The sequence below is a fragment of the Aeromicrobium phoceense genome (assembly GCF_013868155.1).
Lineage (GTDB): Bacteria > Actinomycetota > Actinomycetes > Propionibacteriales > Nocardioidaceae > Aeromicrobium > Aeromicrobium phoceense.
Genome location: NZ_JACEOG010000001.1, coordinates 2416398 through 2430107, shown reverse-complemented (window position 1 = coordinate 2430107; position 13710 = coordinate 2416398). Strand labels below are relative to the sequence as shown.

Sequence of the window (13710 nt, the reverse complement as noted above, 5' to 3'; positions counted from 1 at the left end):
TTCATCAAGATCGTCGTGAACGCCGACACAAGCGAGATTCTCGGCATCACTGCCGTCGCCAAGGACGCCGGCGAGCTCGCCGCCACCGGAGTCCACCTGCTCGGCAAGACCATCGCCGAAGTCGTCGACGCGTGGGCCCCCTATCTCACCATGACCGAAGGACTCCGGCTCGCCGCAAGAGCCTTCACCACCGACGTCTCACAGCTGTCGTGCTGCGCGTGAACGCGGTCGGCACTGGTACTCACAGGCGAGGGCGATGCCGCCGATGCGGACGGTTCTTGCGCTCGCGCAGCGGAAGGCCTGGCCGTACCCGCTGTCCCGGTCATCTCGGTGCCTCCGCCGAATTCGACTTGACCGAGCGTTCGATGGTACTCGACCCCGATACGCTCGGCATTCGCCTTGAGCCCGTTCGTCGCGTTCCAGCCGTTCTCGAGGGCAGCGCCGACGGCTCGCGTGCCGATGGCGTTGCCGAAGGTCCCGTCGCACGCTCGGCCGGCGGCGTGGTCGTTCGTCGCCGGCTCGCCCGGCCGCCAGCACGCCCACGACGAGCCCGGGAAGTGACTCTCGAGCTGAGCCGATCTCAACCAGAGACGAGGGTTTGCTCCGGTGAATCTCTTAGCGCGTGTCGTCCTCGGGTGGAAGGTTCTCGGCAATTCGCCGGCGGAGGATCGTCGTAGTCGAAGCCTGCTCGCGGGCACGCTCCTCCCGCCACATCAGGAGGGCTCCGGCCACCGCCCCCGTGACGATCACGAAGTCGGCGAAGTTCCCGATGAACAGATTGCCGTAGGCAAGGAAGTCCACGACGTGTCCACGGCCGAATCCTGGTTCGCGGAACAGCCGGTCGCTGGCGTGAGAGGCTGCAGCTCCGCCCAGCGCACCGACCACGAGCGTCCACCCGAGCTGCCGAACGCGAAACGCGAAAACCGTCGCGACGACCACAGCGGCGACAGAGACCAAGGCGAACACCCACGTGAACCCTTCGCCAAAGGAGAACGCCGCGCCCGGGTTGTACGCCAGTTGAAGGCCGAACAGGCTTCCAACCAACGGCGTCCGCTCACCCTCGATGAGGGTGCTCTCGGCCCAGCTCTTGGTCCACTGATCGACAAGAACGACGAGCCCGCCAAGCAGGAGGGCCGTCACCGCGAACCGCCAGCGACCCCCACGGCGCACCCCTTCGGCCGAATCCTGATTCGCCCTCGCCCTCGGTCGACGAGTCATCCGATGACCTCGAAGAACCGGGTGATGACCTCGGACTCGATCAGGATGAACAGGCCCAAACCAATGAAGACCGTGGGCACGAGCCAGTGCTCGATGCGCTCCAGTGCCTCAGTGACGACCTCGCGGGTTCCGATCAGTCGTCCAGCGGCGCACCAAACGGCGACGAGGACGAGGAAGACCGCAATCATGACCGCGACGTCGGCCGGGGCGCTGGTGCGAAAAATCGGCGTGTAGAGCGAGATGTTGTCAGCCCCATTGGCGATTGTTATCCCGGCGACACTCCAGAGCCCGGCTGCGAGGGTCAAATCGCTGTCCTCGCCGTTGCGCTTGCGAAGCAAACCGCGGATGAGCGTCCAGATGCCGATGCTGAGAGGGATCAGTCCGAGCAGTCCGACCCATTGATCCGGCACGATCGTCAAGCCGAGCGCGGCGACCACACTGATCGCGACAAGCGTGATGAATCCGACGTATTGCCCCCCGACGATCTGCCACGGGCGCGGACTCCCATTGCGGGAGGCGAGGAACAGCACGGTGAGCACCACGATGTCATCGATGTTGGTAGCCGCGAACAGGCCAATGGCCGAACCGACAGTCGTCAGCATCAGCCCTCCAATCGCGGCGCGGGAGTGCGGGCGGCGCGCAGCCCGTTGAGAATCACGATGACCTCCGCGATCTCGTGGACCAGCACAACGGCGGCCAGCCCCAAGACACCGAACAGTGCGAGTGGAAGCAGCGCGGCGATGATCAACAGCGACAGGATGATGTTCTGGTTGATGATGCGCCGTCCACGCCGCGCGTGTTCGAATGCCCGCGGGATGAGGCGCAGATCATGGCCAGTGAAGGCAACGTCGGCGGACTCGATCGCCGCGTCGGAGCCTGTCGCTCCCATGGCGATGCCGATGTCCGCGGCGGCGAGAGCCGGGGCGTCGTTGATGCCGTCGCCGATCATGGCGACCGATCCCGCTTCGGACAGCTCGGTGATCGCAGCGGCCTTGTCCTCGGGTCGGAGCTCGGCGCGGACATCGTCGATCCCGGCCTGCGCGGCGAGAGCTCGAGCGGTTCGAGCGTTGTCGCCGGTGAGCATGGTCACGCCCACTCGGTGATCGGTGAGGGTGCGCACGACGTCAGGGACTTCGGGGCGCAGCTCGTCGCGGACGCCGATCGCCGCGACCGGGACGCCGTCGCGGTGCACGATCACGACCGTCATGCCCTGCATTTCCAGATCCTCGACACGCGCGCCGAGCTCTCCGGCGTCGAGCCAGCGCGGGCTGCCGACAGTGATCTTCATCCCGTCGACGGTGCCATCGATGCCGTGTCCCGCCTGCTCGGTCACCTCCGCGGCCAGGGGAACGTCCTGGGCGGCCGCGGTGATCGCCGCAGCGAGCGGGTGTGTGCTGTGCTGCTCCAACGCGGCAGCCCACGCCAGTCCCTGAGCCTCGGTGATGCCTTCGACCACCAGGACCGCGGTGACGGCAGGCTCATTGCGGGTGAGAGTGCCGGTCTTGTCGACGGCGACGTGGCGGACGGTGCCGAAACGTTCGAAGGCCGCACCAGATTTGACGATCACGCCGAACTTGCTGGCCGCACCGATGGCGGCGACGACGGTCAGAGGGACGGAGATCGCCAGCGCACAGGGCGACGCCGCCACCAGCACGACGAGGGCCCGAGTGATCCACACGTCTGGGTCGCCCAAGATCGATCCGAGGAGCGCGACGAGCACAGCAAGGATCAGCACCCCCGGCACGAGGGGGCGCGCGATCCGGTCGGCGAGCCGGGCGCGATCGCCCTTCTCGGCCTGAGCCTGCTCGACCAGTTCCACGATCGTGGTGAGCGAGTTGTCAGTACCGGCCGCAGTGGTCTCGATCTCCAGCGCGCCAGCACTGTTGATCGCCCCGGCTGACACCGGGTCACCCGGCTCGACCTCGACCGGGATCGACTCACCGGTGATGGCCGAGGTGTCCAAGCTCGACCGCCCTGAGCGGACGATTCCGTCCGTGGCGATCCGCTCGCCAGGTCGGACCATCATCACGTCGCCGACGACCAGATCCTTGGCCTGGACCTGCTCCGCGACACCGTCACGGAGCACCGTCGCCGTCTCGGGCACGAGCTTGAGCAACGCCCGCAACCCTCCGCGCGCCCGGTCCATCGCCTTGTCCTCCAAGGCCTCCGCGATCGAGTACAAGAACGCCAGCGCCGCGGCCTCCTCGACGTAGCCGAGAATGACAGCGCCGATCGCGCTGATCGTCATCAACAGCCCGATCCCGAGCTTGCCCTTGAACAGGTTTCGGATCGCGGCAGGGGTGAAGGTCGAGGCGCCCAGCAGTAAGCCGACCCAGAAGAGCACCAGGGCGGGCGTCTCGGCCCCGGACCGCTCGGCGACCAGACCGAGGAGGAATGCCAGACCCGAGAAGACCGGCACCATGACCCCTCTGTCCCTCCACCACGGTCGCCCCGACTCGTCGAAGTCCTCGCCCGTCATGGCGACGGAATCGTGCTCGCATCCACACGCCGCGCTCATGCGCCCGCTCCCGACTCGCAGCAGCCCACCACGGTGCACGTCGAGTCGACGCACGGCGCGTGAACGTCCACAGCCAACGTCACGTCCACCAGGGCGACGAGGGCGGCGGTGAGATGGGGATCGGCAATCTCATAGCGTGTCTGACGCCCCTCGGCCTCAGCCACCACGATGCCGCAGTCGCGCAGACACGTCAGATGGTTCGAGACGTTGGATCGAGTCAGCTCCAAGTCGCGCGACAGCACGGCGGGATAGCTCGGTCCCTCGAGGAGAGTCATGAGGATGCGGGAGCGCGTAGGGTCGGCCATGGCACGGCCAAGCCGGTTCATGACGTCGAGACGCGAAGCAATGGTCAGCATGCGCTGAACTATACACTGAGCGCTGACCATTGGAACGGAGGTCCGCGTGGGATCTCCGTGACTGCCCGCTCTGCAACGGGCCATGTCCCCATGCGCTCGGGAGAGTCTGTCGGATTACGGGACGATGTGTCGGGCGATCAGTCGAGCGTCCGTGCCCACGCTTCCGAGAAGCGCTGAGCCCCTGTTGCGAAGCCATGAGTCTCCGAGGACGTACAACCCCCTGATCGGAGTTCGTCCGTCCTCCAAATCGACAGTGCCGTCCGCGCCGACGACCGCTTGGGGCAACCACTCGAACCCGTTGCGATAGCCAGTAACCCAAATTGGGACGGCGCCCGCGTTCGGTGGAACACTGTGACTTCAACGGGGCACTCCGTGGAGGTCTCAGCTGATGGCGAGGCTCTGCGTCTCTCGCGCGGTGGGGTCCCGCAGCACGTCGGACAGATGGCCAAGCGCTCCGGGGACGACGGAGTAGAACGCCCACGTGCCTCGCTGTTCGCGCGCGAGCAGTCCGGCCTCGACGAGGATCTTGAGGTGGTGGGACACCGTCGGCTGGCTCAGCCCCACGGGCTCGGTGATGTCGCAGACGCACGCCTCGCCGCCCTCGTGCGCCGCCACGAGGGAGAGCAGCCGCACGCGGGTGGGGTCTGCGAGAGCCTTGAACTTGCGTGACAGCTCAGTCGCGTCGTCCGGAGTGATCGGAGCGGCGGTCAGCGGGATGCAGCAGCTGGCATCCTGTCCGGTGGGGGTGGCCATGGGCCCAGTATGGGCCCCTTCAGCAAGGGGAAACGGCGAAGGCGAGTGCGCCGAGGGGCGCGGCGGAACAGTTCACCGGGCGTTCATCCGGCGTGGCAAGGTCGACCGGAAAGGCGGGGTAGGCTCGACCTAGATAGACAATCGTCGATGGAGGACTGAGGTCCTCGAGGAGCCGCACGTGACGTCCGCACCCGCCGCAGACAGTAGATCCGAAACCGAAGTCGTCGCCCACCTGTCGAGGCTGGACCGCTTCCTGCCGGTGTGGATCATCCTGGCGATGGCGCTGGGACTGATTCTCGGTCGCACGGTCGATGGACTGGACGAGGCGCTGGACTCGGTGAAGATCGGCTCGGTGTCGTTGCCGATCGCGATCGGCCTGCTCGTGATGATGTACCCGGTGCTGGCGAAGGTCCGCTACGACGAGACCCAGCGCGTCACGGGCGACCACAAGCTGCTCGGTGCCTCGTTGTTCATGAACTGGATCCTGGGGCCGGCGCTGATGTTCGCGCTCGCCTGGTTGATGCTGCCGGACCTGCCGGAGTTCCGCACCGGCCTGATCATCGTCGGCCTCGCGCGCTGCATCGCGATGGTGCTGATCTGGAACGACCTGGCGTGCGGTGATCGCGAGGCCGCAGCGGTGCTCGTCGCCGTCAACTCCGTCTTCCAGGTGTTTGCCTTCGGGGCGCTCGGCTGGTTCTACCTGCAGACGCTGCCGGGATGGCTGGGTCTGGAGACGACGTCGGCCGAGTTCTCGTTCTGGTCCATCACCGGGAGCGTGCTGGTCTTCCTGGGCATCCCGCTCGTCGCCGGGTTCCTGACGCGCACGATCGGTGAGAAGGCGAAGGGGCGTGAGTGGTACGAGGACACGTTCCTGCCTCGGCTGGGTCCTTGGGCGCTCTACGGCCTGCTTTTCACCATCGTGGTCCTGTTCGCCCTGCAGGGGGACGCGATCACGAGCCAGCCGTTCGACGTCGTGCGCATCTCACTCCCGCTGCTGGCCTACTTCACGATCACGTTCGGTCTGGGGATGGTGCTCGGCAAGGTGCTCGACCTCGGCTACGCCAAGACGGCCACCTTGGCGTTCACCGCCTCCGGGAACAACTTCGAGCTCGCCATCGCGGTCGCGATCGGCACGTTCGGCGTCACCTCCGGCCAGGCCCTGGCCGGTGTGGTCGGGCCGCTGATCGAGGTCCCCGTTCTCGTCGGGCTCGTCTATGTCGCCCTGTGGGCCCGCAAGTTCTTCACTCCCTCCACCACCTCCGACCAAGGAGCACCGCATGTCTGATCGTCCCTCCGTCCTGTTCGTCTGCGTCCACAACGCCGGCCGCTCGCAGATGGCCGCCGGCTTCCTGACCGCGCTGGCCGGCGATCGCATTGACGTCCGCTCCGCGGGCTCCATGCCCGGAGACCAGATCAACCCGGTCGCCGTCGAGGCGATGCGCGAAGTCGGCATCGACATCGCCGGCGAGCAGCCCAAAAAGCTCACCGAGGACGCCGTGAAGGCCTCCGACGTCGTCATCACGATGGGCTGCGGCGACGAGTGCCCGTACTTCCCGGGCAAGCGCTACGAGGACTGGGTCCTGGAGGATCCGGCCGGTCAGGGCATCGACGCGGTGCGCCCGATCCGTGACGAGATCCGCGGCCGCATCGAGGAGCTCATCGCCTCCCTCGCGCCCGAGGAGTCGAACCGTGTCTGACGTCCGCAGTCTCATCATCATCGGCTCCGGCCCCTCGGGGTACACCGCTGCCATCTACGCCGCGCGTGCCAACCTCAAGCCGCTCGTGTTCGAGGGCTCCGTCACCGCTGGTGGCGCCCTGATGAACACCACCGACGTGGAGAACTTCCCCGGCTTCCCCGACGGCATCATGGGCCCGGCCCTGATGGACAACCTGCGCGCCCAGGCCGACCGCTTCGGCGCCGAGCTGGTGTCCGACGACGTCACCTCGGTCGACCTCACCGGCGACATCAAGACCGTGGCGCTGGCCAACGGCAACACCTACCGTGCCCACGCGGTGATCCTCGCGATGGGCTCGGGCTACCGCAAGCTCGGCATCCAGGGCGAGGACGCGCTCTCGGGCCACGGCGTCAGCTGGTGTGCCACGTGCGACGGCTTCTTCTTCCGCGGCAAGGACATCGCGGTCGTCGGTGGCGGCGACTCCGCCGTCGAGGAGGCGCTGTTCCTCACCCGCTTCGCGGACAAGGTCACGCTGATCCACCGTCGCGACGAGCTGCGGGCCAGCAAGATCATGGCCGACCGCGCCTACGCCAACGGCAAGCTCGAGTTCGCGTGGAACAGCGCCGTCGACCAGATCCACGGCGACGGCATCCTCGAGGGCGTCACGCTGCGCGACACCGTCACCGGGGAGACCCGCCGGCTCGACGTCAGCGGCCTGTTCATCGCGATCGGCCACGACCCGCGCTCGGAGCTGCTGACCGGACAGGTCGACCTCGACGACGAGGGCTACGTCCTCGTCCAGCCCGGTTCCACCGCCACCAACCTGCGTGGTGTCTTCGCCGCGGGCGACCTCGTCGACCACACCTACCGCCAGGCCATCACGGCCGCGGGCACCGGCTGCCAGGCCGCCCTGGACGCCGAGCGCTTCCTCGCCGACATCGAGGCGGGATTGGTGAACGCCTAGGCGTCAGGCGTCCAGCGCGCGGGCGAGAGTCGCCATCGCGCCGGGGACGAGGGCGTAGAAGGACCACTGCCCGCGCTTCGTCCGGGTCAGCAGTCCGGCCTTGACGAGGATCCCCAGGTGGTGGCTGACCGTCCCCTGGCTCAGGTCGAGCGACTCGTTCAGGTCGCAGACACACGCTTCACCCGTCTCGGTGGCGGCGATGAGGGACAGCAGCCGCAGGCGGCTGGGGTCGCCCATCGCCTTGAACCGGGCGGCGAGGCTCGTGGCCTCCGCATCGCTCAGGACGCCGCCGGTGACGGGGGAGCAGCAGCTCGTCGAGACCGGTTCGAGCACGGTGAGTTCGGTGGCCATGCCACTACCCTAGATCGTTCATTGACATTCTTCAATGAGGCGCTACAGTCGAGGCATCGACAATCGTCAATGTACGCGAGGAGCTTTCTGATGTCTGAGCTTTCCGACCTACCCGTCGTCGTGATCGGTGCAGGCCCCGCCGGCCTTGCGGCCGCCGCCCACCTGCGTGGCCGTGGAGTGGACTTCATCGTCCTGGAAGCGGGCGACGCCGCAGGTGCGGCCGTCCGGGAGTGGGGCCACGTGCGGCTCTTCTCCGCGTGGTCCGAGCTGATCGACCCCGCGGCCGAGAAGGTCCTGGCCGACGCCGGCTGGACCCCGCCTGACCCGAAGCGCTACCCCACGGGCGCCGACTGGGTGGCCGGCTACCTCCAGCCTCTGGCCGATGCGCTCGGTGGCTCGGTCCGCTTCAACACGACGGTGACGGCCGTGGCCAAGCAGTCGCGCGACCGCTTGGTGAGCTCGGGTCGCGACGAGGCCCCGTTCACCGTCCACGTCACCACGCCCCTCGGGGCCGAGCACCTCACCGCCCGTGCGGTGATCGACGCCTCCGGCACCTGGAGCGGTCCCAACCCGCTCGGCGGGGACGGCGTCCCGGCCATCGGTGAGCACGAGACAGCGGACCGCATCTCCTACCGGATCCCGAACCTCGGCAACGCTGGAGAGCTCGACCGCTACGCCGGAAAGCATGTCGTCGTCGCCGGGACGGGCGCTTCGGCGAAGGGTGCGCTGATCGGGCTCACCGCCCTGGCTAGGACGGCGCCCGAGACACGCATCACCTGGCTCGTCCGGCGCGCGAGCGTGGGGGAGGCGTTCGCCGGCAGCGGCCAGGACGAGCTGCCGGCGCGGGGTGAGCTCGGTCAGCAGGCCCAGGCGGCAGTCGAATCCGGACCCGTGACGACGATGAACGGCTTCCGGACATCGCGCGTCTCTCGGCAGGACGACGACAGGCTCACCATCGAGTCCTTCGACGGACAGATCGTCACCGACGTGGACGAAGTGGTCGTCCTGACCGGGTTCCGCCCCGACCTGCAGATGCTGTCGGAGATGCGACTGGACCTCGATCCGGTGCTGCAGGCACCTCGCGAGCTGGCGCCGCTGATCGACCCGAACGAGCACTCCTGCGGCACCGTCTACCCTCACGGCGCCAAGGAGCTCGCCCAGCCCGAGAGCGGGTTCTACCTGGTCGGCATGAAGTCCTATGGTCGTGCGACGTCCTTCCTCGCGCTGACGGGCTTCGAGCAGACGCGTTCGGTCGTCGCGGCCATCGCCGGCGACCACGAAGCCGCGGAGCGGGTGGAGCTGACCCTTCCCGACACCGGCGTCTGCGGTGGTGCCGGACTGTTCGACGAGGAGAGCGCCGAGGGCGGGAGCTGCTGCGCCGCCCCGGCTGCGCCTGAGCTCATCCAGCTCGGCAGCGCGACCACCTCATGAGCCAAGGAGACAGGACAGTGGACCCGTCGCACGAGTTGAACCGAGAGGCGATTGCGGCGGAGATCGCCTACGAGCACCAGGGCACGTTCTCACTCGACGAAGTCAGGGAATTCGTCGACCGCGCAGCCGAGTCGCTGTTGACCGACGCGAAGATCGCACGGCACGTCCCGCTGCTCGTCAGCCGCTACGCGCGCGAGCTCTTGGCGGCCTCGGCCCAGACGAAGGGACTGATTGCGAAGAAGGTTCCCGAGCTCCTGTTCGTCTGCGTGCAGAACGCTGGACGCTCACAGATCGCCGCCGCCATCGCCGCGCACCTGGCGCCGGGCAAGGTGCACGTGCGTTCGGCCGGGTCCCGGCCTACGGGCGAGGTCAACCCTCTCGCGGTCCAGGTGCTCGCCGAGCGCGGCATCGAGCTGGCCGAGGCGTACCCGAAGCCCCTCTCCGACGACGTGCTGCACGCTGCGGACGTCATCGTCACCATGGGCTGCGGCGACGAGTGCCCCTACTTCCCCGGCAAGCGGTACGAGGACTGGGGCGTCTCGGACCCCGAGGGCGCCACGCTCGAAGAGGCACGAGACATCCGGGACGACATCCAGCGTCGCGTCACGGATCTGCTCCGTGACCTCGCCGTCTGAGAGCCGAGGGGAGCCTGTCAGCGGCCGGTCTCGGGCCGCGGGTCACCATGGGGGAGTGAGAGACGACATCGCGATCCTCGGGATGACTCCCGAGGACTGGCCACAGGTGGAGGCCATCTACGCAGCCGGCATCGACGCCGGACACGCGACCTTCGAGTCAGTGGTCCCGATCTGGGAGTCGTTCGACTCCTCGCGGCTTCCCGACCACCGTCTCGTGGCGGTGCACGCCTCCGGGGCGGTGGCCGGATGGGCCGCCTGCTCGCCGGTGTCCAGCCGACCCGTGTACGCGGGTGTGGTTGAGCACTCGATCTACGTCGCGCCGCAAGCGCACGGCGGCGGGATCGGCGGTCTGCTCCTCGAAGCGCTCATCGAGTCCACGGAGGACGCCGGCATCTGGACCATCCAGTCGAGCATCTTCCCCGAGAACACGGCGAGCCTTCGCCTCCACGAACGCCACGGCTTCCGGACCATCGGCACCCGGACCCGCGTCGCGAAGGCCGTCGTCGGTCCCGCCGCAGGCAGGTGGCGGGACACCGTCCTGGTCGAGCGCCGGAGTCAGGTCGCGGGCATCGACTGAGCGACGGTCAGGCCGGCCGACGGTCGTTCGCGCGGTGCCGGTGATGGCGGCCGCTGCCGACCGAGCCGTGGGGCCGACGCCGGCAGTTGCCGAGGCTGGTCCGGTCCAGTCGCCGTACCCCACCACGAACAGTTGCGGCTCGCCGATCGCCTGCGTCCCGGAGGTGCCTCCGACAGCGATGCGTCCACCCTCGAGGCGCAGGCCCAACGGTCGCAGGTGACGGAGCTCCGGTCGGAAGCCGGTGCACCACATGACCGCGCTACACGGGAGAACCCGGCGGCGCGCTGCTACGCGAGTCGGGACCAGGTGTCACCAGCGTCCGTCGATTCGAAGATGACACCTTCCGCCGCCGCGTACCATCCAGCCGATGTCACCGTGAGCGCTTCGGGGGCACCCGGGAGCGAACCCTTCTTCGTCCACGACTGGCCAGCATCCCGGCTCACATGAACCTCCCCGGCGGCTGAGAGTCCCACGACGAGGTCCTCAGGAGCCCACTCGATGTACGCCAGTGGTGGCGCGACGACGGTTCTGGCGCGAGACTCTCTGGCTCCCGTGTACCGGAGGAGTTCGCCAGTGGGTGTCGTCGCGAGGTAATCGCGCGAACCTGGCGCCGACGCAACGTCGATAATCGGGCGCTGATCTACGGTCGACCAGCTCTTCCGGTCGCGTGTCACCAGCAGTCGACTGCTCACTCCGTTGTAGCCGACGAGGAACGTCTCGGTGCCATCGAGCGCATGGAAATCGGCTTGTCCTGCAAGAGAGGCGGGTGTCCAGGTCACTCCCGCGTCAATGGACTCAATCAGGCCGAGGTGCTTGGGAAGATCGCTTGCGAGATCGGGATGGCCACTTGCAACGAAGTGGCTCGGTCCAATCACGAGGAAACCCATCAGGTCGTGCCACGCCTCGCCGACCCGCCGCGGAGCGCCGTTCTCCACACGAAACAGGCCCAAGTGAGACGCTGCATACAGGGTCCCGTCGGAGGGATCGACGCCGAGCCCGTGAATGTGCCCCATCGCGGATCCCGACTTGGACTCGATTTGCGGTGACTCCTGACTACAGGCGGCAACAGCCATCAGGAGAAGAGCGCTTGTCGCGACTGTGCCCACTATGTGGCGGGGATGCGTCACTTGCTCCCACCGCGATGGTCGACGACATCAGAGAGTGCGCCTCGGGCGCTGCCAGCTTGGGGCGTCATTCAAGTCATCTCCTCGGTTCCTGGGCCAATACTTGGAAGTCAATACGAGGCAAGTAATGGTCCACCTGAGGTGCGATGAAGTTTCGCTCAAGCTTTTTGGTCCGTTCGACGCTTGATTTCGTCTGCAAGCGGAAGCCGCACCGCGAACGTCGCGCCACGGCCGACTCCGTCGCTGTGCACGGCGATGCTGCCGCCGTGTGCCTCCGCCAGCGCCCGCGCGATGCTCAGACCAATTCCGCTGCCCCCGTGCTGCCTGTCGCGCGCCGTGTCGACCCGGTAGAACCGATCGAAGAGGTGCGCCAAGTGTTCCGCTTCGATTCCCACACCGTTGTCAGAGACCGCGTACTCAACCCAGTGGCCTTGGCGGGTGCAGGTGAGGGTGACCTCCCCACCCGTGGGGGTGTGACGAAGCGCGTTGTCGAGGAGATTTCCTAGGACCTGGCCGATACGCTCTGCGTCCGCTCGGACCGTCACGTATGGGTCCGTCTGGGAACGCAGCCCAACGGACTTGGCGGCGTACTGGTCGGCAACCAGCTCGATGGCGTCCCGAGCCAGTACCGCCCCGTCGAGAAGGCGAGCTCTGATCTTCAGGTGCCCTTCCTGCGCGCTGGAGATCGTTCCGATGTCTTCGGCAAGACGGTGAAGTCGGCGGGTGCTGCGACGGAGGGTGTCGAGAGTGGGCGCGTCCAGTGCGCGGACGCCGTCCTCCACCGCTTCGAGGTGGGCGTCGATCGTAGCCAGAGGAGTGCGCATCTCATGGGCCAAATCAGACAGCATGCGGCGGCGCGCTGACTCGACTGCGTCGAGTCGTTCCGCCAGAGCATTGAAGGTTGCACTCAACATCGCGAACTCTCCACCCAGGCCTGGGTCGGGCACTCGTGAGTCGTACTTTCCTCCGGCAAGGTCTGCAGCCGATGCCGCCACAGGAGAGATTGACCGTCGGACCCGACGGCTGAGGTACCAAGAAACGGCCAGGGCAGCGATGAACGCTGCCATCAGAGCCACCACCAGGGAGATCAGCAACGCGGAAGCGAAGGCTTGCTCGACATGGTCTGTCTCTTCGCTCGCGTGACTCACACCGGCCTGTTGGAGATGGTCGTGGAAGATGCTGGGGGCGATCGCCGCGGCAACCAGCCAGGTCGTGAGTGCGCTGGCGATGAGGACGAGTGCTTGCGCCGCCATGAGCCTTCCGGCGAAACCGGCACCGGCACCGCGAGACGCGCGCCTGCTTCGCTTCAACCGACGTGTGAGGACCATTAGCCGGTCCCCATGCGGTAGCCCACCCCGCGGACGGTCCGGACGTACTTTCCCTCGCCCGGGTCGTCGCGCAGTTTCCGGCGCAGGTGCCCGATGTGGACGTCGACCAGGTGTTCGTCTCCGACCCACGTCTCTCCCCACACCTCCTCAATGAGCTGCCGTCGACTGAAGGCCATCTTGGGACGTCCCGAGAGGGCGGCGAGCACGTCGAACTCTGTCCTGGTCAACGCCACGAGTTCTCCTTCGAGCCAGACGTCACGACCAACCGGATCCACGCGAAGGGCCCCAAAGGTGCGTGCACCCTCGGATGTCTGCTGTCCTCCGAAGCCTCTCGGACGGCGCAGCATGGCTTGGATGCGCGCCGACAGCTCTCGAGGACTGAACGGTTTGGTGACGTAGTCGTCGGCTCCCACCGAGAGGCCGACAAGTGTGTCGACCTCGTCGGTACGAGCAGTGAGCATGACGAGGTAAGCATCGGAGAACGTCCGCACCTGTCGGCAGACCTCCACGCCGTCGAGCGAGGGCAGGCCGAGATCGAGGACGATGACGTCAGGGTCGACTTCACGCGCAGTCTGGACTGCTTCCACCCCATCGTGAACCACGACGACCTCGAAGCCGTCTCGTTGCAGGTAACCGCACACGATGTTCGCCAACTCGACCTCGTCCTCGACGACCATCGCCCGACGACCGGACATGGGTCGACTGGGGTTGGCGTCTGCAAGATGCGACCGGCTGCCCACCAACCCGTGCTCATTCATACACACATCGTCTCAGCCAAG

The 13710-nt window shown here is 67.2% G+C and carries 16 protein-coding genes and 1 pseudogene; 7 read left to right on the top strand and 10 right to left on the bottom strand.

What is annotated here, in order from left to right; all coding sequences use genetic code 11:
* Positions 1–222, top strand: a pseudogene (locus H1W00_RS11800) (mercury(II) reductase); the annotation flags it as partial.
* Here H1W00_RS11800 and H1W00_RS17215 read toward each other — a convergent pair.
* From H1W00_RS17215 to H1W00_RS11770, 6 genes are all read right to left on the bottom strand, one after another.
* Positions 141–698 (bottom strand): VldE C-terminal domain-containing protein, encoded by a 558-nt coding sequence (locus H1W00_RS17215; RefSeq protein WP_476692248.1) that lies wholly within the window; start codon positions 696–698, stop codon positions 141–143. The pseudogene H1W00_RS11800 and the gene H1W00_RS17215 sit on opposite strands and share 82 nt — an antisense overlap.
* Entirely contained in the window at positions 616–1140 is a 525-nt protein-coding gene (locus tag H1W00_RS11790; RefSeq protein ID WP_206680016.1) for a signal peptidase II, read from the bottom strand. Before H1W00_RS11790 ends, H1W00_RS17215 begins: the two co-directional genes overlap by 83 nt.
* Before the next feature lie 74 nt (positions 1141–1214).
* A complete protein-coding gene (locus tag H1W00_RS11785; protein WP_146825579.1) occupies positions 1215–1820 on the bottom strand; it encodes a cadmium resistance transporter in 606 nt (201 codons plus the stop codon).
* Complete coding sequence (locus tag H1W00_RS11780; RefSeq protein ID WP_181755872.1) at positions 1820–3736, bottom strand: heavy metal translocating P-type ATPase; 1917 nt, start codon at positions 3734–3736, stop codon at positions 1820–1822. The genes H1W00_RS11785 and H1W00_RS11780 overlap by 1 nt, the downstream gene beginning before the upstream one ends.
* Positions 3733–4092, bottom strand: a complete 360-nt coding sequence (cmtR, locus tag H1W00_RS11775; protein WP_181755871.1) for a Cd(II)/Pb(II)-sensing metalloregulatory transcriptional regulator CmtR — start codon at positions 4090–4092, stop codon at positions 3733–3735. The genes H1W00_RS11780 and cmtR overlap by 4 nt, the downstream gene beginning before the upstream one ends.
* Before the next feature lie 381 nt (positions 4093–4473).
* Positions 4474–4845: an ArsR/SmtB family transcription factor gene (locus H1W00_RS11770; protein ID WP_181755870.1), complete on the bottom strand. Its 372-nt coding sequence runs from the start codon at positions 4843–4845 to the stop codon at positions 4474–4476.
* Between the two features lie 178 nt (positions 4846–5023).
* Between H1W00_RS11770 and arsB the strand changes: the two genes are divergently transcribed.
* Genes arsB through trxB form a run of 3 tightly spaced genes read left to right on the top strand, consistent with a single transcriptional unit; the run spans position 5024 to position 7485 of the window.
* Entirely contained in the window at positions 5024–6130 is a 1107-nt protein-coding gene (gene arsB, locus H1W00_RS11765; RefSeq protein ID WP_181755869.1) for an ACR3 family arsenite efflux transporter, read from the top strand.
* On the top strand, positions 6123–6542 hold the full coding sequence (locus H1W00_RS11760) for an arsenate reductase ArsC (RefSeq protein ID WP_146825623.1): 420 nt from the start codon (positions 6123–6125) through the stop codon (positions 6540–6542). Before arsB ends, H1W00_RS11760 begins: the two co-directional genes overlap by 8 nt.
* Complete coding sequence (trxB, locus tag H1W00_RS11755) at positions 6535–7485, top strand: thioredoxin-disulfide reductase (RefSeq protein WP_181755868.1); 951 nt, start codon at positions 6535–6537, stop codon at positions 7483–7485. The genes H1W00_RS11760 and trxB overlap by 8 nt, the downstream gene beginning before the upstream one ends.
* 3 nt (positions 7486–7488) lie before the next feature.
* On the opposite strand, the gene H1W00_RS11750 is transcribed toward trxB, so the two are convergent.
* Positions 7489–7836, bottom strand: a complete 348-nt coding sequence (locus H1W00_RS11750) for an ArsR/SmtB family transcription factor (RefSeq protein WP_087623248.1) — start codon at positions 7834–7836, stop codon at positions 7489–7491.
* A gap of 90 nt (positions 7837–7926) precedes the next feature.
* Here H1W00_RS11750 and H1W00_RS11745 point away from each other — a divergent pair, with 90 nt between their 5' ends.
* The 3 genes from H1W00_RS11745 to H1W00_RS11735 are packed head-to-tail and all read left to right on the top strand — an operon-like array spanning position 7927 to position 10479.
* The gene (locus tag H1W00_RS11745; protein ID WP_181755867.1) at positions 7927–9267 is read left to right on the top strand and encodes an FAD-dependent oxidoreductase; all 1341 of its coding nucleotides are present in this window, start codon (positions 7927–7929) and stop codon (positions 9265–9267) included.
* 17 nt (positions 9268–9284) lie between these two features.
* Positions 9285–9902: an arsenate reductase ArsC gene (locus tag H1W00_RS11740; RefSeq protein WP_286928684.1), complete on the top strand. Its 618-nt coding sequence runs from the start codon at positions 9285–9287 to the stop codon at positions 9900–9902.
* Positions 9903–9957: 55 nt separating this feature from the next.
* On the top strand, positions 9958–10479 hold the full coding sequence (locus H1W00_RS11735) for a GNAT family N-acetyltransferase (RefSeq protein WP_286928686.1): 522 nt from the start codon (positions 9958–9960) through the stop codon (positions 10477–10479).
* A 287-nt stretch (positions 10480–10766) separates the two neighbouring features.
* Here H1W00_RS11735 and H1W00_RS11730 read toward each other — a convergent pair whose 3' ends face one another.
* From H1W00_RS11730 to H1W00_RS11720, 3 genes are all read right to left on the bottom strand, one after another.
* Positions 10767–11606 carry a F510_1955 family glycosylhydrolase gene (locus H1W00_RS11730; protein ID WP_181755865.1) on the bottom strand — a complete coding sequence of 280 codons (840 nt, stop codon included), beginning with the start codon at positions 11604–11606 and terminating at the stop codon, positions 10767–10769.
* 155 nt (positions 11607–11761) lie between these two features.
* Entirely contained in the window at positions 11762–12856 is a 1095-nt protein-coding gene (locus H1W00_RS11725) for a sensor histidine kinase (RefSeq protein WP_241732848.1), read from the bottom strand.
* Positions 12857–12930: 74 nt separating this feature from the next.
* Positions 12931–13608: a winged helix-turn-helix domain-containing protein gene (locus tag H1W00_RS11720; RefSeq protein ID WP_181755863.1), complete on the bottom strand. Its 678-nt coding sequence runs from the start codon at positions 13606–13608 to the stop codon at positions 12931–12933.
* Between the last annotated feature and the right edge of the window lie 102 nt (positions 13609–13710).

What these genes read in the sequence shown, in the direction of transcription:
- cmtR (WP_181755871.1), bottom strand. Translation starts at nt 4,092, where the DNA reads ATGCTGACCATTGCTTCGCGTCTCGACGTCATGAACCGGCTTGGCCGT.
- H1W00_RS11770 (WP_181755870.1), bottom strand. Translation starts at nt 4,845, where the DNA reads ATGGCCACCCCCACCGGACAGGATGCCAGCTGCTGCATCCCGCTGACC.
- H1W00_RS11760 (WP_146825623.1), top strand. Translation starts at nt 6,123, where the DNA reads ATGTCTGATCGTCCCTCCGTCCTGTTCGTCTGCGTCCACAACGCCGGC.
- H1W00_RS11720 (WP_181755863.1), bottom strand. Translation starts at nt 13,608, where the DNA reads ATGGTCGTCGAGGACGAGGTCGAGTTGGCGAACATCGTGTGCGGTTAC.
- H1W00_RS11750 (WP_087623248.1), bottom strand. Translation starts at nt 7,836, where the DNA reads ATGGCCACCGAACTCACCGTGCTCGAACCGGTCTCGACGAGCTGCTGC.
- H1W00_RS11780 (WP_181755872.1), bottom strand. Translation starts at nt 3,736, where the DNA reads ATGAGCGCGGCGTGTGGATGCGAGCACGATTCCGTCGCCATGACGGGC.
- H1W00_RS11725 (WP_241732848.1), bottom strand. Translation starts at nt 12,856, where the DNA reads ATGGCGGCGCAAGCACTCGTCCTCATCGCCAGCGCACTCACGACCTGG.
- H1W00_RS11745 (WP_181755867.1), top strand. Translation starts at nt 7,927, where the DNA reads ATGTCTGAGCTTTCCGACCTACCCGTCGTCGTGATCGGTGCAGGCCCC.
- H1W00_RS11785 (WP_146825579.1), bottom strand. Translation starts at nt 1,820, where the DNA reads ATGCTGACGACTGTCGGTTCGGCCATTGGCCTGTTCGCGGCTACCAAC.